Genomic DNA, 21,522 nt, shown 5'->3' with positions numbered 1-21,522 from the left:
CTAAAATTTATTAATCATACTAAGTAGACATTATTTATTAACTTGGGAATCCTTTTCCATAGCCCTTAACATCCAGTCATCAGCCCTTTTTCTTAGCCAGTGTAGATCTTCATTGGCCTCAAGGCATTTATCTTTGAGGAGCTGATTTTGTTGTATCATTTCATCAATAATGGAAATCAAACTTAGTCCCATTGCTCTTATTTTTTCGACGGAAGTATCCTGATCAACAGTTTCAAAAAAAATTCTTATTCTTTGAATTTCCAACATTTGATTACTCATACCTTCCACCTCTTTCTAGGATTATCTATAACTTATTCGATAGTAATTAATAAATGTACATAAAATTTACCATTTTAACTGAACATTCCCCAGCTGGGACATATCTCCAGTTGTTATACCGGGCCTTTTTTACTATATTAATATTATGTATTAACATTTCTATGAAACTTTAAGATAATAGTTTATATATCGACAAAAAAATTATTTAGGAGGGCTTAAAAATCAAATTTCGACAATTGAATATTCCATTAGTGATATTCTTTCTTGGATTCTTCGGATTATTTTTTATAAATGATGAAACCGCTAAGGCCGAGGATGGAGCGTGGAAAGCTACTTTCTACCCCAGAATTGATTTTACAGGAACTGGGATAACTAAAACATATACAAATGTAAAATTCGATTGGAAGGCGAATTCGCCTGATCCAAAAATTCCAAAAGACAATTTTTCGGCAGTATTTGAGAAAACGGTAACCATCTCAAGTCCAGGGAAATATCGCCTAACAGGAAAAGCTGATGATGGGGTACGGATTTATGTAGATGGGAAGAAAAGGATAGATTTTTGGAGTGATGGTGTACATTCTATTAATAAAGAAATCTATTTAACAGCTGGTACTCATAAGCTAAAGGTTCAATATTATGAAAAAAAGTGGAGCGCTGCGCTAGCCATTGATTTGGTAAAACTTCCTGAAAGTATTGGATCAGATTCGTGGTCAGCAGAATTTTATCCGTCAGCTGATTTTTCTGGGAATCCTGTAAAGAAAGCCTATCAAAACTTAAACTTTTATTGGGGGAGCGGATCACCAATTTCGGGTATTCCATCTGACCATTTTACTGCTGTATTTAAAAAACAAGTACAGATTACTAAATCTGGAAATTACAGCGTAACAGGCAAGGCAGATGATGGAGTGCGTGTTTACGTCGACGGTACCAAAAAAGTTGATAAGTGGAAGTCGGGAGTTAATTCATTTAATCAAGAGGTTTATCTAGCATCTGGCAGCCATACGATATTAATAGAGTATTTTGATGACAAATGGAGTTCTTCCTTTGCATTTAACATGGATGAGGTAGTGGAATCCATCCCAGAAGAAGTGGTAACAATCCCAGTTGATAAGTGGAGTGCCAGATTTTATCCTACTAAGGATTTTACAGGTACACCTATTAAGAAAGAATATGATCATTTGCAATTTTCTTGGGGAAGCGGTTCACCAGATTCTACTATTCCAACAGATAATTTCTCAGGTATTTTTGAAAGAAATTATGTTGTGGATGAAACAGGGGATTATAAAATCGTAGGAAAAGCCGACGATGGTGCAAGAGTGTATATTGACGGAATCCGTTATGTGGATAAATGGACAGATGGCGTGAATTACATTGATGTTCCGATTACGCTAGTGCCTGGGACCCATACCGTTAAAGTCGAGTATTATGATTCAAAATATAGCGCTTCATTGAATTTAAATTTAGAACCAATTAAACAAGAGAATGAAACGATTGATCCAACTAAGTGGAAAGCAACTTATTATCCATCAAAGGATTTTACAGGTACCCCATTAATAAAAGTTTATGATGAATTACAATTTTCTTGGGGAAATGGCTCGCCAGATCCTATGCTCCCAACTGATGGTTTCTCTGGAACTTTTGAAAAACAATATGTTGTAACGAAACCTGGAAAATATAGATTCATAGGAAAAGCAGATGATGGTGTACGAGTTTATGTAGACGGAGTACTCAATGTCGATAAATGGAAAGATGGCGTGAATATCATCGATGATCCAGTAACTCTAACGACGGGTACCCATACCATTAAGGTTGAGTATTATGATTCTAAATATAGTGCCACGGTGAAATTAGATCTCATTGAAGATTTTTGGGAAGCGAAATTCTTTCCTAGCAATAATTTGACAGGGACTCCTGTTCAAAAATCGTTTGATGATCTGGATTTTTATTGGAGTGGATCCCCTATAACCAATATCCCAGCAGATAATTTTTCTGCTGTTTTTGAAAAAAAGGTGTATATCGCAAAATCAAGTAATTATAAACTTTCAGGTAAAGCCGATGATGGCATACGTATTTATGTTGATGGTATTCGTAAAGTGGATAGCTGGAAGGACGGGGTTAATAATTATAGTTCTTCCCCCCAACAATTGTCGGAAGGGATCCACACCATAAAGGTTGAGTATTATGAAAGTAAATATAGTGCCTCATTAACAGTGAACTTTTTAGAGGTTATTAAAAAAACCACTACTAAATATACCGATTATGATATTTCATTAGGAGAACTTCTTAATAAACAAATTGGTGTTTCACAAACTGATAAAAAATATGATGCTTATGTAAGAAGTGACTTGCTAACAGTCAATGCTTCGACGCCGAATATGGGAGTTGTAAACACTGATAGTACAAATGTGAGAGGTATACCAGTTAATGGCTGGATCCTTGGAGAATTAGATAAAAATGAACAAGTGACAATCTATTCCAAAACCATGCAAAGCGATGGATATTATTGGTATAAGATTAATTATAATGAAACATGGGTTAATCCAAGTCCAACGGATATTAGCTACTATATTAACCCTACCAATTTTGGAATTGGCACTTCAAGTTATTATCAATTTCTTAAGCTTTCCGAAATGGCTGGAGCAGATGCGTACGAAGTGAATCAAAAAATACTGACGAATAAAGGAATTCTTACAGGAAAAGGACAAGTTTTTGTTAACGCAGGTGCACTGTATAACATCAATGAAATTTACTTGATTTCCCACGCGCTGCTTGAAACAGGCAATGGCAGTTCTTCGTTAGCAAAAGGGGTTAAGGTCAAGAAAAAACTGGATAGTAATGGGAATCCTGTCATTGATCCTGCTACAGAAGAAGAAGAGATTACCGAATTAGCAAGTGATGCAGCCTCCTATGATGCGATCGTTTATAATATGTATGGTGTTGGTGCTTTTGATAAGTGTCCGCTTCATTGTGGAGCAAGAATGGCATTTAATCAGGGCTGGACTACACCGGATAAAGCGATTGTGGGTGGGGCAAAATTCGTTGCCTTGAATTATATTGATAAAGGGCAGGACACGATTTATAAAATGAAATGGAATCCTGCAGCTCCAGGTACACATCAATATGCAACTGATATTGGCTGGGCTGTGAAACAAACACCTAACATTTTTAATCTTTATAGTTTACTAGATAGCTATACTTTAGTGTTTGATGTCCCTAAGTATTAAGTCCTAAAAAATGAAGTGGAAGATTTCTTCCCTTCTTTTTTTTTGCAATAAAGACACTAAACTAGAATCTTACCTCGCTTGAAAATGTATTTGAAAGAGTGTATAGTTTTAAATGAGTTTTTGTCAAGAAATTTGTCGTTTTTTGTTAATTAGGATGAAGAGTGGTACGGTTATATTATGTATCATTTTAATAATAAAGTTACTTTAAATTAAGCAGGTTAAGTATGATAAGGAGTGTGGACAATGATTTTTGCAGAAATTCTTGCCGGAGGAAAAGGAACAAGAATGGGTAATATTAATATGCCCAAGCAGTTTTTAACATTAAATAGTAAACCTATCATTATACATACAATTGAAAAGTTTATCCTGAATGATCGTTTTGAGAAGATTCTAGTCGTTACACCGAAAGAATGGGTTAATCATGCCAAAGATATTATTAATAAATATATTGGAAAAGACGCAAGGATTGTTGTGCTTGAAGGTGGAAAAGATCGCAATGAATCCATCATGAGCGGCATCCGCTATATCGAAAAAAACTTTGGAATAAACGATGATGATGTGATTATTACCCATGATTCTGTAAGACCATTTCTAACTCATCGAATTATTGAAGAGAATATTGAAGCGGCCATTAAGTTTGGGGCTGTTGATACAGTGATCGAGGCAATTGATACGATTATCCAATCTGAGGATGGAGAATTTATCTCAAACATCCCTGTAAGGGATACTATGTACCAGGGACAAACGCCACAAAGCTTTAATATCAAGAAATTGGTTACTTATTATAACGCACTAACCGAGGAACAAAAAATGATTCTTACGGATGCATGTAAAATTTGCGCGCTTGCAGGTGAAAAGGTTAAGATTGTCAAGGGTGAATTATTTAATATAAAGGTAACAACCCCATATGATTTGAAGGTAGCTAATGCAATCCTACAAGAGAGGGTTTCACGATGATTAATCAAGTGTATCGCTTAGTGTCGCCACGACAGTTTGAAGTGACCTATAAAGATCGTTCCATTCAGTCCGATAAAATTGTGGTGCGTCCCACCCATCTCTCTATATGTGCAGCGGACCAAAGGTATTACACTGGCACACGTGGAAAGGAAGCAATGGCAAAGAAACTGCCAATGGCGCTTATCCATGAAGGGATTGGTAAGGTCGTTTATGATCCAAATAATGAGTTTGCACCTGGTACCCGGGTCGTGATGGTACCGAATACCCCAACTGAAAAAGATGAAGTTATTGCAGAAAATTACTTGCGATCGAGTAAATTTCGTTCAAGTGGTTACGACGGATTTATGCAGGACTATGTTTTTCTTCACAGGGATCGGATTGTTCCATTACCAGAAGAAATTGATCCATCGGTTGCGGCTTTTATGGAATTAATCACCATCAGTATGCATGCCTTGGTGCGCTTTGAGGCAAAAGCCCATGCTCGAAAAAATACGTTCGGGGTATGGGGAGATGGGAATTTAGGTTATATAACCACGCTGATTTTAAAGAAACGCTATCCTGATAGCAAAGTGTATATTTTTGGGAAAACAAAATATAAAATGGATCATTTTTCGTTTGTTGATGAAGCGTATCAAATTGATGAAATTCCGGATGATTTACGGATTGATCATGGATTTGAATGTGTTGGCGGGAATGGCAGCCAATCTGCGATTAATCAAATGATTGATTATATTAATCCAGAGGGATCTATTTGTATTCTCGGTGTCTCTGAATATCCTGTTGAAATAAACACTAGAATGATTCTAGAAAAAGGTCTTACGATGATTGGCAGCAGTCGAAGTGGACGAACTGATTTTGTTAACACTGTAAATTTCATGGTTGAGCACCCGGAAGTGGTCGAGTATTTTGGCATGCTGATTGGAGAAGTTCACGAAGTAAAGAATATCCAAGATATTATTGATGCATTTGAAAAAGACCTGACAAACTCTTGGGGAAAAACCATTCTCGAATGGAAAATATAAAATAAAAAAGGCAGGCATGGCGATGTATTTACTGAGAATTTTTCCAACAATTATGGTGAAGGGATTCATTCAGATGATCTTTCACCTGTCATGCCTTCTTTTTAAAGTAAATAATGAAAAGGTCACCTTTGCTTCCTATCGGGCCACGGAGATACAGGGGAATCTCTATTATATTTATAAGGAATTACACGGAAGATATCCCAATTGGACGTGTAATTTTCTTTTTAAAAAGTATAGCAGCTCATTACTAGGCAAATTCCACTATGTCCTACATATGGTTAAAGCTAGTTATCATTTAGCAACATCCCGTTATTTTATCATCGATGACTATTATTTCCCCGTATATGTGATAAAACCTCGACAGGGAACGGATATTATTCAGCTTTGGCATGCAGCAGGTGCATTCAAGAAATTTGGCTTAAGCACCGTAGATAAAGAATTTGGTCCAAGTTCAGATTATTTAAAACATGTTAAGGTTCATTCAAATTATTCTAAAGTATTTGTGAGTTCCTCGGAAGTCATTCCTTTTTATGCTGAAGCCTTCGATATGCCATCCTCAAGGATATTCCCATTAGGTGTACCGAGAACTGATTATTTTTTTAATAAACGAGAGCAGTTAAGATTGATGGGAGAATTACAGAGTGAATTTCCTGAGATTCAGGGGAGAAAGATTATCTTATATGCTCCTACCTTTAGAGGGAAAAGTCATTATCAAGAATCATTTCACTGTCCTATCGATTTTTCAGCTATGAGGGAAACTCTCGGAGATGAATATGTACTACTGATTCATTTACATCCATATATGCGTTCGGACATCACTATTAAGGATGAAGATAAAGGTTTTGTCTTTCATGTAAAGGAAAAATTCAACATCGAACAATTACTAGTTCAAGCTGATATTCTTTTAACAGATTATTCATCGGTTATTTTTGATTATAGTTTATTAGTCAGGCCAATTGCTTTTATTGCTGATGACCTTGAAGAGTATATAAGGGAACGAGATTTTTATTTTCCTTTCCTATCATTTATTCCAGGGCCGTTCTTTCATCAAACTCAAGATCTAATTGAATGGATCCAACAAGACGAATTTGATCTGAAAAAAATTGAGCAATTTAGAAATCGTTTTTTTACATACTTTGATGGAAAAACAAGTAAAAGAATCGTAGATAATTTAATTAAAAAAAGCTAATTGAATAAATTTTCCAGTAGGAGATTAATAATGTTAAAAAATAAAATGGAAAACCAAGCGGAAAGTAAAGGAAACAGCTCTCAATATAGTCTTGTTTACCGTTTTTTCCGTAAAGTTATTTTTCGTTTGCTTTACCTATTTTTTTGCCTATTTCCGTTAAATAAAAAAAAAATATTATTTGCATCAGATAGCAGAACCGATTTAAGTGGTAACTTTGAATTTGTTTATCAGGCATTAAAAAGAAAAAATGTAAATTACCAATACCATTTTTTTTTAAAAGAGAGTACGCGGGCTTATAAAACCTATTGGGAAATGGTTCGTTTAGCTTTTCATCTGGCAACGGCAAAATTTATTTTGTTGGATGACTTTTATCCGATGGTCTATCCATTAAAGATACGGAAAGGTGCCGATCTTATCCAGTTATGGCATGCAGTCGGTGCGTTTAAAACCTTTGGATACAGCCGTGTAGGTCTTCCAGGCGGTCCAGACCCTCATTCTTTGAATCACCGCAATTACACGAAGGTAATCGTAAGTTCGAAGAATGTGGCAAAGCATTATGCTGAAGGCTTTGGGATTAGTGAAAATCGAGTCTTTGCAACTGGGATACCAAGAACGGATGTCTTTTTTGATCAAGCTTACCAAGTGAAGGTTAAAGAAGAATTATACAGAAAGTATCCCATTTTATCTGAAAAAAAAGTCATTATGTTTGCACCGACCTTTCGAGGGGACGGCCAGCAGTCTGCCTATTATCCGAAGGATTATCTTCATTTAGAAAAACTTTATCATGCCTTACATGATGAGTATGTTTTTCTATTCAAAATGCATCCATTTGTAAAAGACTATTGGAAAATCCCTGAAGAATATAAAGATTTTTTCTACGACATTTCACATTATCGGGAAATTAATGATTTATTATTTATCTCAGATCTATTAATAACCGATTACTCCTCTGTTTGCTTTGAGTTTGCATTATTAAATAAACCGATGATTTTCTATTCTCCAGATGTAGAGGAATATATAGCAACACGAGATTTTTATTATAAATATGATTCATTTATCCCTGGCCCATTAGCAAGGACATTAGATGAATTAATTGAAACCGTTCAAAATAAAGACTTCAAAATGGAAAAAATCGAGACATTCGTTGATTACTTTTTTGATCATACGGATGGAAAATCAAGCGATCGTGTTGTAGACCAACTCATCGTAGATGCCGATTCTAAATAGAGTGGAATTTTATCCCTATACTTTTATTTAAATCATAAAAGAGGAAAATGATGTTAATAATAGTTAAAAAAGATGAGCGTTTCAAAAAATGGTGCTTTGTTTTTTTTACAACAGAGGAGATATTATATGAGTAAACTTCAATATATCATTCATCCTGAATTAGAAGATGTGAAGGTAAGTATTATTACCCCAGTTTTTAATGTGGAAGAATATATTACGGAGACATTGGAGTCTCTTGTCAACCAGACGTTAGATCACATTGAAATTATCATGGTTGATGATGGGTCAAGTGACCGAAGTCCAGAAATCATTGAGGAATTTGCAAATAAATACGGAAATATTGTTTTTATTAAACAAGAAAATTCAGGACCAGGGGTAGCTCGGAATAATGGTCTAGAAGTAGCAAGAGGTGAATTCATTAGTTTTGTTGATTCAGATGACCTCTTACCACTGGATGCCTTAGAAACCATGTATAATAGTGCGTTAAAAGAAAAGGCAGATATCGTTTTAGGAACTTCTTTAAGCTTTAATAGTACAGAAACATGGTTTATCGCTAGTCACGTGAATAATGGTGTATACATTCCAGGTGAAAAGAGCCTCGTCTCCAATCCAGGGTTACTATTCTCACTGGGACCGTGCAATAAGCTTTACCATTCTAAAATCGTTAAAGGAATACGGTTTCCTTCAGATATTCATGTAACCGAGGATCAGCCATTTGTGATTGAAGCCTATATGAAGGCAAATAAAATATATACAGTTGATAAAATCATTTATAAATATCGGTCTAGGGAAGCGGAGGAGAATTTATCCTTATCACAAACTGTGCGCGTGAATTCAGTAAAGGTTTTAACCGATATTTTTAAAAGTTTACGTATTTCCGATCAATTATGGGATAAATATATTTCAAATCAACATACCCGATTTGCTTTAAAGAAAAGTTATTATACCAGAATTATTTCAGCAGACATTTGGCCTGCTATTCGAAGTGCGCTTGTAAGCAAGGATCAAAAAACTCAAATAGAATCATTTACACTGGTTTTGGAATGGGTGAAAACTTTAGATTATCATTTATTTAATCAGATTCCGTCGTTACATAGAGTGATGACCTATGAAATTGCAGATCGGTATAAACTGGTTAGTCCAGCTGCAAAAAAACTGTATCTACAATGGTTAAAGGTTTGTTTCTCAAAACTGGATCCAGGTTCTTTACATGCATTAGAGACTTCGAAAAAACAAAAAGTGTTCATGGCGGTTAAGAAAGCATGGAAAAGAAATAATCTTTCCCCGATCTTTTTCTATCTAGTAAAAGTTAAATTTAAAAAAATAAAAACCAAGGTGAAAACGGCCTTTGTCCGGCGGGTGGCTTTTCCATTTTTTAGCACCCTGCCTGTACAAAAGAAAATTACGATGGCGACCAACAAATTTCCGAGATTAACGGATTCATTTGAGCATATTTATGATGAATTAATTAATCAGCGCCCAGATTACAAAATTATAGGTCATTTCAAGAAAAAGCGAAATTTCAGGGATTTCTGTAGACTATATTATGATATCGCGACTTCCCGTTATTTAATCTTAGATGATTATTATCGTCCATTATATAAGCTTCGTGTGCGCAAGCAAACGGAAGTGATTCAAACATGGCATGCAGCTGGTGCTTTTAAGAAATTTGGCCATAGTGCCGTAGGGTATCGTGAAAGTAATTCCACCCAATTTGAACGAAGTGCTCATCAAATTTATACAAAAGCAGTAGTTACAAGTAAAGAAATTATTCCTCACTATGCTGAGGCATTTGAAGTGCCGGAAGAAAATATTTACCCATTAGGATTGCCGCGAACAGATGTCTTTTTTGATAAGGAATTAATGGAATTCGTTCACCAGCGATATCTGGGAACCTATCCACAGCTTAAAAATAAAAAAGTGATTACCTATGCTCCCACGTTTAGAGGTGGTCCAGGTAAGCGGGCGAATTTTAATATTAAATTGGATTTAGTTAAAATGGCTGAAGAACTCTCAGATGAATATGTACTGATATTAAAGCTTCATCCATCTGTTACCAAAAAAGTTCAAATACCAGAGGAAGCAGCAGACTTTGTTATAAATATGAGTTCGAATGAAATAAATAATGTATTAATGAATACGGATATTTTAATTAGTGATTATTCATCTTTAGTTTTTGAATTCTCTTTATTGGAACGACCAATGATTTTCTTTGCATATGACCTTGATGAGTATCTCGAAGATCGTGGTTTTTACTATGAATACTCTGACTTTGTTCCAGGGCCAATTGTAAAAACTACTGACGAGGTTATCAAAACGGTGAAAGAAAACCAGTTTGATTTTAAAAAGATTGAAAGCTTTAAACATCGATTCTTCGATGATCTTGACGGAGAATCTGCAAAAAGATTTGTGGATATACTAATAAAACCATGATAGTAAATATCATGGTTTTATTTTTAAATAGACCGAACGTGAATCCTTTCACTAGTGTTTGAAATAAAAACTAGTGGGATATATAATGGGAAATGGATTGTTTTTCTGCAAGAGTTTTCAGGTGGTGAATAAACGCTGCAATGAAAACTCGGTTAGGAGTTGAAAAGAATGAAAAAGGTATTAACGTACGGGACTTTTGATTTGCTCCATGTTGGTCATATCAATATATTAAGAAAAGCTAAGGAATTAGGAGATTTTCTAATCGTTGGTCTATCAACAGATGAATTTAATATCGAAAAGAATAAAAAAGCCTACTATAGTTATCAGGACCGACAATTAATTTTGGAGTCGATTCGCTATGTTGACCACGTCATTCCGGAATCCTGCTGGGAACAAAAGATCCAGGACGTAATTGACCATAATATTGATGTCTTTGTAATGGGTGATGATTGGAAAGGTCATTTTGATTTTCTAAAAAGGTATTGTGAAGTGGTTTATTTGCCAAGAACTACCGGTATCTCAACCTCCAAAATTAAATCCGATTTAAATTATGTGAAAAATGATTAGAGAAATTGCCATATCCATTTATTTGTTTATATTTAAGTGTTTTTTTATGATTTGTAAGGCATTCCCATTAAAAAATAAGGTCACCTTTCTGGTTTCCTTTGGGGATAATGCCAAATATGTGTACGAGGAAATCCTTCACCAGAATATCCAACAAGAAATTGTCTTTTTATGTAAGGATTCTTCACTTTCACTTTTTAAGAAATATCCTGCTCTTCCTGTCATTCCATTTGAAACATCATTTATCGATCTTTTGCGTTCCATCTATCACCTCGCTACTTCCAAAAAAATTATTATTGATAACTATTTTGGGGTTTTGGCTTCAACTAATTTTAAAACGGGTGTGGAATGTATCCAGCTTTGGCACGCAGCAGGTGCGATTAAAAAGTTTGGACTGGCGGATGAGTCCAATGTCAATCGTAGTAAAAGGGCTCATAAGCGATTTCTACGAGTTTACAAAAAATTTCATAAGGTTGTTGTTGGGTCAGACAAAATGGCTGATATTTTTAAACAGGTATTTGCCCTAAAGGATCAAAACATTCTTCGAACAGGAATACCGAGAACTGACTTTTTTTTTGATGAGAACAAACATAAGGCAATTATTTCTAAATTATTAGATGAGAATCCTGAATTAACATCCAAAAAGGTGATCTTATATGCCCCAACATACAGGGATCATCAATTAGATCAATTTGAATTAAAATTGGATTTAGAAAAAATGTATCAGGAGCTCAGTGATGAATATGTTTTGTTGCTCCGTTTCCATCCTGCGATAAAAAGTTCATTAGAAAACAATGAATTATATTCTAAATTTGTTTATGATTATTCATCCTCACGTTATGATGTTAATGAACTGTTACTTATCACTGACTTGCTGATTACAGATTATTCTTCCATACCATATGAGTTTTCATTATTAAATAAACCAATGATCTTTTTTACTTATGATATTGAACAATACAAAGTGGAAAGAGGATTGTGGAAGGATTTTGAAGAGACAGTTCCAGGTCCGATCACGAAACATACGGATGAAATCATTACGATTATTAAAGATAACTTATTTGATTATCAGAAGGTTACCGGTTTTTCTGACATTTGGAATAAATATTCAAACGGGATATCCAGCCAGAAGCTCGTAGATTACATTTTTAAAGAATTACAAAGCGACTCGTATCAAAGGGATAAGAACTCAAACTAACTACATATGTCTAATTGCGTTAGAATTTATCCTTTTTTTATGGTAAAATGTTATGGTCTTTGAGGGGGAATGATTTATTTTATGAAAAGGTTTCATCTTATATCCCCAATTAAATCGTTTAGGAAGGATCAACACGATGTCAATGTTTAAGGTCATAAGGGAACAGATTAGCAGTTTTTATCTCATCAGAAGATTATCCCTTTTTGAATTAAAAAGTGCAAATAACAGCCATTATTTAGGGATATTATGGGAATTAATCAATCCCATGATTCAAATAGGTATCTATTATTTTGTATTCGGATATGGTATCCGTGGTGGACGTGCAGTAGAGGGGATTCCTTATTTCTATTGGATGCTGGCGGGTATTTTAGTTTGGTTCTTTGTTAATCCAGCAATATTGGACGCTTCAAAGTCGATCTATACGAGGATCGCCTTAATCGCAAAAATGAGCTTTCCGATGAGTGTAATTCCAACCTACGTCATTATATCGAAATTTTATCAGCATCTCATGTTAGTTGGAGTCATTGTGGTTATCTTTCAATTTACAGGCTATCCTATATCGATATATTATTTGTCGTTACCCTATTATATGTTTGCCACCATTATTCTACTGGTAGCTATTTCATTAATTACTTCTACCTTAGCGACGATTGTACGGGATGTCCAAATGATTGTCCAAGCGATTGTCAGAATGCTGCTTTATCTGACACCATTATTATGGACGCCTGAAAGACTTCCACATATCGTTCAAAGTGTTATGAAGTTTAATCCATTATACTATATTGCTGAAGGTTATCGCGCTGCTCTGTTAGGGCATAGCTGGTATCTAATTGAACACATTAAATATACCGCCTACTTTTGGGGACTTGTTTTCGTGTTGTTATTTATAGGCTCTGCACTGCACTTGAAATTTCGAAACCGATTTGTAGACTACTTGTAAAGTGGAAGTGGAAAAAATGACTAAAACAGTTATTATTGATAATGTATCAAAGAAATACAAATTGTATAATAGAACATCTGATAAGCTCCTTGATATCATTTTGCCCAATGGCTATGGTGATGATTTCTACGCATTGCAAAATATAAGTTTCACCGCTGAACAGGGCGATGTGATTGGTTTAATTGGTGTAAATGGCTCCGGAAAATCGACTCTATCCAACATTATTGCAGGCGTAGTTCCACCTACAAATGGAAAGGTCGAAACGATTGGACAAACATCTTTAATTGCGATTGCCTCTGGGTTAAACAATAATTTAACGGGTCGAGAAAATATTGAACTGAAATGTTTAATGCTCGGTTTTAGTAAAAAAGAAATCCGGGAGCTCGAACCTGAAATTATTGATTTCTCCGAACTAGGAAGGTTTATTGATCAGCCTGTAAAAACCTATTCAAGTGGTATGAAATCAAAGCTTGGTTTTGCCATCTCCGTGACTGTGGATCCAGATATATTAATTATCGACGAGGCGCTCTCCGTTGGGGACCAAGCATTTGCAGAAAAATCCAAGAAAAAAATGTACAGCTTTAAAGAGAGAGGGAAAACCATCTTTTTTGTAAGTCATGCGATTGGCCAGATTAAAGATTTTTGCCAAAAAGCTTTATGGTTAGAATTTGGTCAAATCAAAGCATATGGGACGACTGCAGAAGTGGTTCCGCAATATGAAGCGTTTCTCAAAGAATTTAAGGCCATGTCTAAAGAGGAACAGCGAAAGTTTAGAGAAACAGCCTTAGAAAAGCAGAGCAGATTAGTTTTAAATACAGCTAGATAATAAAAAGAGGCTCAAAAATAATTGGCTAGATCCATTTTTTTGAGCCTTTTTTTATAAATATGAAAAAATACAAAAGGATAAAAACCATGCAGAACAACACCGTCGATATATTAGGTATTGATTTTATCAATAAACAATTTAATGAAGTAGTTAACATTCTTAATGAAATGATAAAAAGTAATCGCAAAGCTTTCATTGTCACAGCCAACCCAGAAATTGTCATGTACGCTTATGAACATCTCGACTATAAAAAAATCATTCAATCGGCCGACATGGTGGTTCCTGATGGTTATGGGATTATTCTGGCTTCAAAAACATTAAATACCCCGATTAAGGAGAGGGTCGCAGGTTATGATTTAATGATCCGTCTACTGGAACTTGGGAACGAGAATAAGTTGAAAATTTATCTATTGGGCGGGCGCGAAGAGACCAATCAAAAAGCTGTGGCTAATATCAACAGTCAATTTCCGCATGTTCAAATAGTGGGCAGTCATCATGGCTTTTTTGATTGGGAAAACAATCCGATCACTGCAGAGATTAAAGCCTCAAGCCCCGATTTGATTTTCGTGGCGTTAGGGTTCCCTAAACAAGAACAATGGATTGCAAGAAATCTGGCTCAATTTCCCAAAGGAGTATGTATGGGGGTTGGAGGTAGCATCGATGTTCTTGCGGGAGAGGTCCAGCGTGCTCCTCGTTTCTGGCAAAAAATGAACCTCGAATGGTTTTATCGCTTGATTTCGCAGCCATCAAGGTGGAGGAGAATGTTAGCCATCCCCCGGTTTTTACTGAAAATCTTCCAATTAAAGTTCACCAAATAAGCGATTATTCTAAAATAAATGTAACTTTTTGGAGTAACCAATCGTCTTACATGGTGTTGGATCGTTACTAATAAATCCTATTAATGCTAGCTAAATAAAAGGGAATTTTCCGACAATTCAACAAAATATACCATAATAAAAAATGTATGCTATAATATGTTCGTTGTGTACTTAGAAATATGTGCCTGTTTCTAAAATTTATTAATGGGGCATTATATTCATAGGGAGGGTCTTCATGTTATATCTGACCTTAATATTATGTTTTTTATGCTCCGTATTAATCACTCCAATCGTAAAAAAATTGGCTTTTAAATTAGGAGCAACGGACAGTCCTAATAAGCGTAAGGTACATGTTAAGATTATGCCTCGTTTAGGCGGCCTAGCGATTTATATTAGTTTTCTCTTCGGTCTTATAATCCTGCATCCAAGCAGTCCCTACCATGCAGCTATTGTTGTTGGTGGTTTAATCATACTAGTTACCGGTATTTTAGATGATATCTTTGAATTATCGGCCAAAATAAAATTTATCTTACAAATTGTTTCTGCCTTGATCGTTGTGATGTGGGGCGGGGTGGAAGTTGAATTTATTAACTTACCGTTTAATGGGACCTTAGAATTTGGTATCTTTAGTATTCCAATTACAGTCATCTGGATTGTTGGCGTTACCAATGCAATCAATTTAATCGATGGACTTGATGGTTTGGCAGCTGGTGTTTCCTCGATCGCCTTTATCACTATTTCCGGGATGGCGATTGTGATGGGAAATGGTTATGTAGTTGCCATGGGGACAATCCTGCTTGCGAGTACGTTAGGCTTTCTACTATATAATTTTCACCCGGCAAAAATTTTTATGGGAGATTCTGGGGCACTCTTCCTTGGCTACATGATCTCAGTCCTAGCCTTACTCGGTTTTAAAAATGTTGCCTTGATCTCGTTTGTTGTTCCAATCATTATTTTAGGTGTTCCGATTTCAGATACTTTTTTTGCTATCATCCGTCGTATTTACAATAAGAAATCATTATCCGCACCAGATAAGTCCCATTTACATCATTGTTTACTAGAATTAGGTTTTACGCATCGAGAAACGGTTTTATTAATTTATGCTATGAGCGCCATGTTTGGCCTCGCAGCCTTTATTTTTACCATTACAACCGTATGGGGCTCGATCTTAATCATTACCATTATCGTGCTGGCCATTGAATTATTTGTTGAAACGATTGGTTTAATTAATAAGAATTACCGGCCGCTTCTCCGAATCATGGGGATATTGAACAAAAATAGATAATAAAAGGGTAAATCACAACACAGGAAGGCGTTGTGATTTACCCTTTTATTGTTTTCTTTTATTTGATATTTATGTAAAAAAAGAACCCGGATACTATCTGATCCGGGTTGCTTCTTATTCAACTTTCGTTGCACTTGCTGTATTTGTTCTGTTGAGGTGTGTTTTAAGTGTTGATTTTGTGTCCTCTAAGGCCGTTTCATCAAGTTGATAATAGTAAACACGATCAATATATGAATCGGACCCTTTTAGTGATAGTGACTCAACATCGATTCCACTACCAGCTTGTATATAGCTAATAAACGATTTCATTTGGTCAAACGTTAAGTCTGTTGACATATTCTTTCCGACAGCTTCCATCACGTCAGTGTAATTAGAAATAGACTTTATAGATGATCCTTTTGAGAGGATGGCTTTAAAGATCTGCTGCTGGCGCTGTCCTCTTTGAATATCACTATCCATTTTCCTTGTCCGTGCAAACGCAAGCGCTTGTTCACCATCTAATTCTTGTACGCCTTTTTTCAAGGTGATCGCTTTCGCATGGTCCTGGGAATCTTGTTCAGAAAATGTGAATGGAACGTCTACTTTCACACCATCTAGCGCATTTATAACGTCAATAAAAGCGTTAAAATTCATTTTTACATAATAATCGACTGGTACATCAAGCAATTCTTCGACTGTTTCAAGCGTAAGTTTCACGCCGCCATAAGCATGGGCATGAGTAATTTTTGTATAAATATCCTTCTCAGGGATGTGAACATATGAATCACGCGGGATACTCAATAGCTTAATAGATTTTTCTTTCTTATTAAAAGTAGCCAGCATCAAGGCATCTGAACGAGATCTGCCATTTGATTTTCTCTTTTCACTATCATCGACACCAATAAATAGTATCGATGTATTTTCAAGTTTTACATTGGCCTTCGCTTTGGTATCACGTTCAATTGGCTTGTAGGATTTATTCATCACTGATTCAGCCTTATTATACAAAAATCCGCCGTAAGCTGTTGCACCTATTATTAATAGTAGAATGGGCATTACGATCCATAGCAAGATTCGTTTTCGTCTTAGTCTTAGTCTTTTCTTTACCTTGCCCTTGTTATTATTTTTATACACCTGTCTATTGATAGACATAGATTGCCTCCTAGTAGTTTAAATAGAAAAATGTCAATTTTTGTTGAAAATCTACTCTATTTTATAATATTTATTGAGATTGGTAAAATGAAATTTTCTTTACAATAGTATTACTATTCTCAATAGGTAGGGAGGAAAGGAATTTCCTAGTTATCTGACTCAAGATAGGTAACATCTCCAGCAGTAATATCGGCTTGTCCATTTGTCATTTCAATCATCCATTCTGTGAACGCCGGTTGGTTCTCTTCTTCGACAAATACTTCAATTTCGACATTCTCCTGGTACTGAATATTTTTAAGGATATAGATCGACGATCGCAATTCATTTTCAATCTTGCCAAGCCAAGAATAATCAATTTTAACATGGCAGACCCGCATTAATCTTCTTTCGACAATACCAACCGCATCCAGGCCCTCTGACGCCGCTTTACCATAGGCACGAATCAAACCGCCCGCACCTAATTTAATCCCGCCGAAATAGCGGGTAACGACCACCGCTGTATCCTTCAGTTTTCTTTTTTTCAAAACCTCAAGGATTGGAACGCCGGCTGTACCACTTGGTTCGCCATCATCATTGGCTTTCTGAATTTGATCATTCTCGCCAATCAGATAGGCGGAACAGTTATGCGTGGCATCCCAATATTTTTTTTTCAACGTTTGAATGAATTCCTGGGCTTCCGCTTCCGATTCAGTTCTTTTGATGTGGGCAATAAATCTTGATTTTTGAATAATAATTTCATGTTCACCAGCTTGTTTTACTGTATGGTAACGAGGCAACATATTGCGCACTCCTTCCTTAATTTCATCAGGGTGTAATATAACTTTAATATGGCAGTAAAGTTTCCGTGTTATAATAAAAAAGGTGAAAGTAGTGAAAACCTATTTTTATAGACAAAAAGAGATGCTACCATTATACTACTTTTTTACTGGAATCAAAGGTACAACTTAAGTTCATATTCGCATATTGATAAAATTCAAGGTAAAATATGTAAAAGGTAGTTTGATGAATTTTGAAATCCAAAGATAATAAAATATCATTCACTGAAATTAGATTATTGTTTAGCTTTGCGTCCAGGCGCTTATTGCTTTTCTTATCGGAGGAATGTGTATGAAGCTTAAGCAGATTAATATGAAATCGATTGATGAAATTCGTGAAGAAATGATTGAAACTGTTACTTGCAGCAAAACCGACATCTTCCAGATAGGCGAGCAATGCCGTCAAGATTACGAAAATATGATCAATGAATTAGACAATATCAAGCAAATGATGAGCAAACTCATAAAAGAAGGCGAGAAGCTCGAGAAACAAGTCCTCGTGGCGCGGAGTATGCTGTCAGAAGTCAGTATGAATTTTAAAAATTACTCTGAAGAAGAGGTCCGAGATGCCTACGAAAAGGCCCATCAACTGCAAATGGATCTTTCGATTAATTGGCAGCATAAAAAGCAGCTTTTGGATAAACGGGCAGATCTGGAAAATCGTCTGGTCGGTTTAGATGAAACGATTGAGCGTGCTGACCAGCTTATTTCGCAAATTTCCGTCGTGATGAATTACTTGACGAGTGATTTAAAACAGGTTGGTAAAGTCCTAGAACATGCGAAAGCCAAACAAGATTTTGGCTTAAAGATAATTGAAGCACAGGAAGAGGAACGCAAGCGGCTTTCAAGGGAGATTCACGATGGTCCCGCCCAAATGCTTGCCAATGTCATCATGCGCTCCGACTTAATCGAACGTGTTTATAGGGAAAAGGGCGCGGATGAGGCTTTTTCTGAGGTCAATAGCTTTAAAAAAATGGTCCGATCGGCACTTTATGAGGTCCGGAGAATTATTTATGACCTTCGTCCGATGGCATTGGATGATTTAGGTCTTGTCCCTACCCTCAGAAAATACTTACAAACCATCGAAGAATATCATAACCATTCAAAAATCGAGTTTGTGAATATCGGCCTAGAACGCCGGCTTCCTACTAAGTATGAAGTCGCACTCTTCCGGATGATCCAAGAATCGGTGCAAAATGCACTGAAGCATGCAAATGCCTGTGAAATCAAAGTCCGATTAGAAATAACCAATGCCTCAGTTACCGTCTTGATCAAGGACAATGGGGTCGGTTTTGATATCACGCAAAAGAAATCTGAGTCATTTGGCATGATAGGAATGCGCGAGCGTGTCGACCTGCTTGAAGGCGAAATTACCTTTGATTCAAAAATAGGCAAGGGAACCGCAGTACTCATTCGAGTTCCACTAATTAACTAAAGAACTAATGAACCTACCGCCAATGGAGAAAAATTTCGAAATTAGAAGGATTAGGGGGCGTAACAATTGATTACAAAAATTGTCATAATAGACGATCACCAACTATTTAGAGAAGGCGTTAAGAGAATACTAGAGTTTGAAAAATCGTTCCAAGTTGTTGCTGAAGGCGATGATGGCTGTGAAGCACTAAGATTAGTAGAAGAATTCCAACCCGACGTTGTCATCATGGATATTAACATGCCGCAAAAGAACGGGATCGAAGCAACTCGTGAGTTGGTTGAAAAATATCCGAAAACGAAGATTATTATCTTATCCATACATGATGATGAAAACTATGTGACCCATGCCTTGCAGACGGGTGCATCAGGTTATCTATTAAAAGAAATGGATGCCGATGCCCTGATTGAAGCAGTGCGTGTTGTGGCGGATGGCGGTTCCTATCTACATCCAAAAGTCACCCATAATCTGGTGAATGAATATCGCAAGCTTGCTGCGGGTGTGGCCCGTGGTGGCGGAGGCTATATGCCAACAATGGAAATTCGCCGTCCATTGCATTTATTGACACGCCGCGAGTGCGAAGTGCTCCAGATGCTTGCCGATGGAAAAAGCAACCGTGGTATCGGCGAAGCTTTATTCATCAGTGAAAAAACAGTCAAAAACCATGTCTCAAACATTTTACAAAAAATGAACGTCAACGACCGTACCCAAGCAGTGGTTGTCGCGATTAAAAATGGCTGGGTAGAAGTAAAGTAAGATTTTAATAGAATGGCTGTGTAAAAGGCCATTGTTGATTTTAAAGCCTACGTTGATTGGAGCGGAAATCAACAGCCAAGTTAACAGCACCAATAAAATAGTAAAGGGCATACTTCACGGTATGCTCTTTTTGTTTTTTGCGATGTAATGCAATTTAGCTCTATTTCATATAAAATAGTAAAATCAATATAGTGGTTATATAGATAAGGATGGTATTTTTTTATGAAGACAGCCGTTGTCACGGATAGTACTGCGTATATCCCAAAGGATGTACGAGATAAATGGAATATACATATGATCCCGTTACATGTCATCTTCGGTAACGAGGTTTACCAGGAAGAAATTGATATATCTTGGAGTCAGTTTTACGATGAAATGAAGACAAAAGCGCTACCGACTACCTCTCAGCCGCCAATTGGCCAATTTGTCGAGCTATTTGAAAACCTTTCAAAGGAATATGATGCCGTCATCTGTGTTCACCTATCAAGTGGGATCAGCGGCACTTTCCAAGGGGCTAATGCTGCGAGTACGATGGTCGAAGACATCGCCGTTTACCCATTTGATTCAGAAATCAGCTGCATGGTTCAAGGCTTTTACGCGATAGAGGCAGCAAAGCTGGCATCCCGAGGCGAGGACGCTGCTTCCATTATGAACCGCTTAGAAGAATTGAAAAAAACGGCTCGTGCCTATTTCATGGTAGACGATTTACAGCACCTGCAGCGAGGCGGCCGCCTTTCAAGTGCACAGGCTTTTATCGGGAGCCTCCTCCAGGTCAAACCACTGCTTCATTTTGACAACAAGGTGATTGTTCCGTTTGAAAAGATCCGCACCCGGAAAAAGGCAATGAATCGAATGGTCGATTTGCTAAGTGAGGATGTGTCAGGTGGCAGCGAATATCAAGCCGTCATTATTCATGCCAATCGCGAAGAAGACGCCAAGGAGTGGCGCGATGAACTGGCTGCCAGGTATCCAAACGTTGAATTCTCGATAGGCTACTTCGGTGCAGTGATCGGTACCCACCTCGGCGAAGGATCCATGGGTCTAGGCTGGATGAAAAAATTAGAAAAGTAAGCGAGTTACCATTCCATCCTTTCGGCCGGAATGGTTTTTAATTTTAAGGGGTTGGTGGGAAATTGCGGTTTGGCGGAATCGTCAGAAAAGGTTGTGAAGTGGGCGGAATCCGTACGAAGATTGGCGGAATAACTTCAAAAGTTGGCGGAAACCCGGCCCGAGTTGGCGGAATCTCCTGGCCGAGAGTCAGCTGTTAAACGAACAGTTGATAGGCTCGAGACCATATAAAAAAGGTAATTAAAAGGGGTTTGGCGGAATCATCAGGGGAATCGGCGGAAAAAGTTCCGAAGTGGGCGGAATCCGTACGAAGATTGGCGGAATAACTCCAGAAGTCGGCGGAATCCCGGCCCAAGTC

19 protein-coding genes are annotated in these 21,522 nt (G+C 36.8%); 16 read left to right on the top strand and 3 right to left on the bottom strand.

Annotated features, from left to right (window positions below; all coding sequences use genetic code 11):
• Positions 1-30: 30 nt before the first annotated feature.
• On the bottom strand, positions 31-279 hold the full coding sequence (locus AB7942_RS09780; protein WP_369446677.1) for a hypothetical protein: 249 nt from the start codon (positions 277-279) through the stop codon (positions 31-33).
• A gap of 236 nt (positions 280-515) precedes the next feature.
• Here AB7942_RS09780 and AB7942_RS09775 point away from each other — a divergent pair, with 236 nt between their 5' ends.
• The 12 genes from AB7942_RS09775 to AB7942_RS09720 all read left to right on the top strand — a co-directional run bounded on the left by AB7942_RS09775 (position 516) and on the right by AB7942_RS09720 (position 15,962).
• On the top strand, positions 516-3,503 hold the full coding sequence (locus AB7942_RS09775; RefSeq protein ID WP_369446676.1) for a PA14 domain-containing protein: 2,988 nt from the start codon (positions 516-518) through the stop codon (positions 3,501-3,503).
• Between the two features lie 243 nt (positions 3,504-3,746).
• Positions 3,747-4,460 (top strand): IspD/TarI family cytidylyltransferase, encoded by a 714-nt coding sequence (locus AB7942_RS09770; RefSeq protein ID WP_088089642.1) that lies wholly within the window; start codon positions 3,747-3,749, stop codon positions 4,458-4,460.
• Entirely contained in the window at positions 4,457-5,482 is a 1,026-nt protein-coding gene (locus tag AB7942_RS09765) for a ribitol-5-phosphate dehydrogenase (protein ID WP_369446675.1), read from the top strand. The genes AB7942_RS09770 and AB7942_RS09765 overlap by 4 nt, the downstream gene beginning before the upstream one ends.
• 22 nt (positions 5,483-5,504) lie before the next feature.
• Entirely contained in the window at positions 5,505-6,671 is a 1,167-nt protein-coding gene (locus tag AB7942_RS09760; protein WP_369446674.1) for a CDP-glycerol glycerophosphotransferase family protein, read from the top strand.
• Positions 6,672-6,701: 30 nt separating this feature from the next.
• Complete coding sequence (locus tag AB7942_RS09755; RefSeq protein ID WP_369446673.1) at positions 6,702-7,898, top strand: CDP-glycerol glycerophosphotransferase family protein; 1,197 nt, start codon at positions 6,702-6,704, stop codon at positions 7,896-7,898.
• Positions 7,899-8,024: 126 nt separating this feature from the next.
• Positions 8,025-10,331 carry a bifunctional glycosyltransferase/CDP-glycerol:glycerophosphate glycerophosphotransferase gene (locus tag AB7942_RS09750; protein WP_369446672.1) on the top strand — a complete coding sequence of 769 codons (2,307 nt, stop codon included), beginning with the start codon at positions 8,025-8,027 and terminating at the stop codon, positions 10,329-10,331.
• Positions 10,332-10,499: 168 nt separating this feature from the next.
• Positions 10,500-10,898, top strand: coding sequence for a glycerol-3-phosphate cytidylyltransferase (gene tagD, locus AB7942_RS09745; protein WP_098933574.1), 399 nt, complete (start codon positions 10,500-10,502; stop codon positions 10,896-10,898).
• 46 nt (positions 10,899-10,944) lie between these two features.
• Positions 10,945-12,093: a CDP-glycerol glycerophosphotransferase family protein gene (locus AB7942_RS09740; protein ID WP_369446671.1), complete on the top strand. Its 1,149-nt coding sequence runs from the start codon at positions 10,945-10,947 to the stop codon at positions 12,091-12,093.
• Between the two features lie 136 nt (positions 12,094-12,229).
• Positions 12,230-13,033 carry an ABC transporter permease gene (locus AB7942_RS09735; RefSeq protein WP_246869604.1) on the top strand — a complete coding sequence of 268 codons (804 nt, stop codon included), beginning with the start codon at positions 12,230-12,232 and terminating at the stop codon, positions 13,031-13,033.
• A gap of 16 nt (positions 13,034-13,049) precedes the next feature.
• Complete coding sequence (gene tagH / locus AB7942_RS09730; protein ID WP_369446670.1) at positions 13,050-13,859, top strand: teichoic acids export ABC transporter ATP-binding subunit TagH; 810 nt, start codon at positions 13,050-13,052, stop codon at positions 13,857-13,859.
• Positions 13,860-13,945: 86 nt separating this feature from the next.
• Positions 13,946-14,677: a WecB/TagA/CpsF family glycosyltransferase gene (locus tag AB7942_RS09725; protein WP_369446669.1), complete on the top strand. Its 732-nt coding sequence runs from the start codon at positions 13,946-13,948 to the stop codon at positions 14,675-14,677.
• A gap of 235 nt (positions 14,678-14,912) precedes the next feature.
• Positions 14,913-15,962, top strand: coding sequence for a glycosyltransferase family 4 protein (locus tag AB7942_RS09720; protein WP_369446668.1), 1,050 nt, complete (start codon positions 14,913-14,915; stop codon positions 15,960-15,962).
• 114 nt (positions 15,963-16,076) lie between these two features.
• Here the strand turns inward: AB7942_RS09720 and AB7942_RS09715 are convergent, their stop codons facing one another.
• A complete protein-coding gene (locus AB7942_RS09715) occupies positions 16,077-17,093 on the bottom strand; it encodes an LCP family protein (RefSeq protein ID WP_369446667.1) in 1,017 nt (338 codons plus the stop codon).
• Positions 17,094-17,239: 146 nt separating this feature from the next.
• Positions 17,240-17,872 carry a YigZ family protein gene (locus tag AB7942_RS09710; protein WP_369446666.1) on the bottom strand — a complete coding sequence of 211 codons (633 nt, stop codon included), beginning with the start codon at positions 17,870-17,872 and terminating at the stop codon, positions 17,240-17,242.
• 328 nt (positions 17,873-18,200) lie between these two features.
• On the opposite strand from AB7942_RS09710, the gene AB7942_RS09705 reads away from it, so the two are divergent.
• From AB7942_RS09705 to AB7942_RS09690, 4 genes are all read left to right on the top strand, one after another.
• Positions 18,201-19,343, top strand: a complete 1,143-nt coding sequence (locus AB7942_RS09705) for a sensor histidine kinase (protein WP_369446665.1) — start codon at positions 18,201-18,203, stop codon at positions 19,341-19,343.
• Positions 19,344-19,409: 66 nt separating this feature from the next.
• The gene (locus tag AB7942_RS09700) at positions 19,410-20,096 is read left to right on the top strand and encodes a response regulator (RefSeq protein ID WP_483310855.1); all 687 of its coding nucleotides are present in this window, start codon (positions 19,410-19,412) and stop codon (positions 20,094-20,096) included.
• A gap of 222 nt (positions 20,097-20,318) precedes the next feature.
• Complete coding sequence (locus AB7942_RS09695; protein WP_369446664.1) at positions 20,319-21,167, top strand: DegV family protein; 849 nt, start codon at positions 20,319-20,321, stop codon at positions 21,165-21,167.
• 62 nt (positions 21,168-21,229) lie between these two features.
• Positions 21,230-21,364 carry a hypothetical protein gene (locus AB7942_RS09690; protein WP_369446663.1) on the top strand — a complete coding sequence of 45 codons (135 nt, stop codon included), beginning with the start codon at positions 21,230-21,232 and terminating at the stop codon, positions 21,362-21,364.
• Positions 21,365-21,522 lie beyond the last annotated feature (158 nt).

This window comes from Neobacillus sp. BF23-41, from assembly GCF_041106275.1.
Note: the sequence above shows the minus strand (reverse complement) of the source record. Positions and strands in the feature narration are given on the sequence as shown.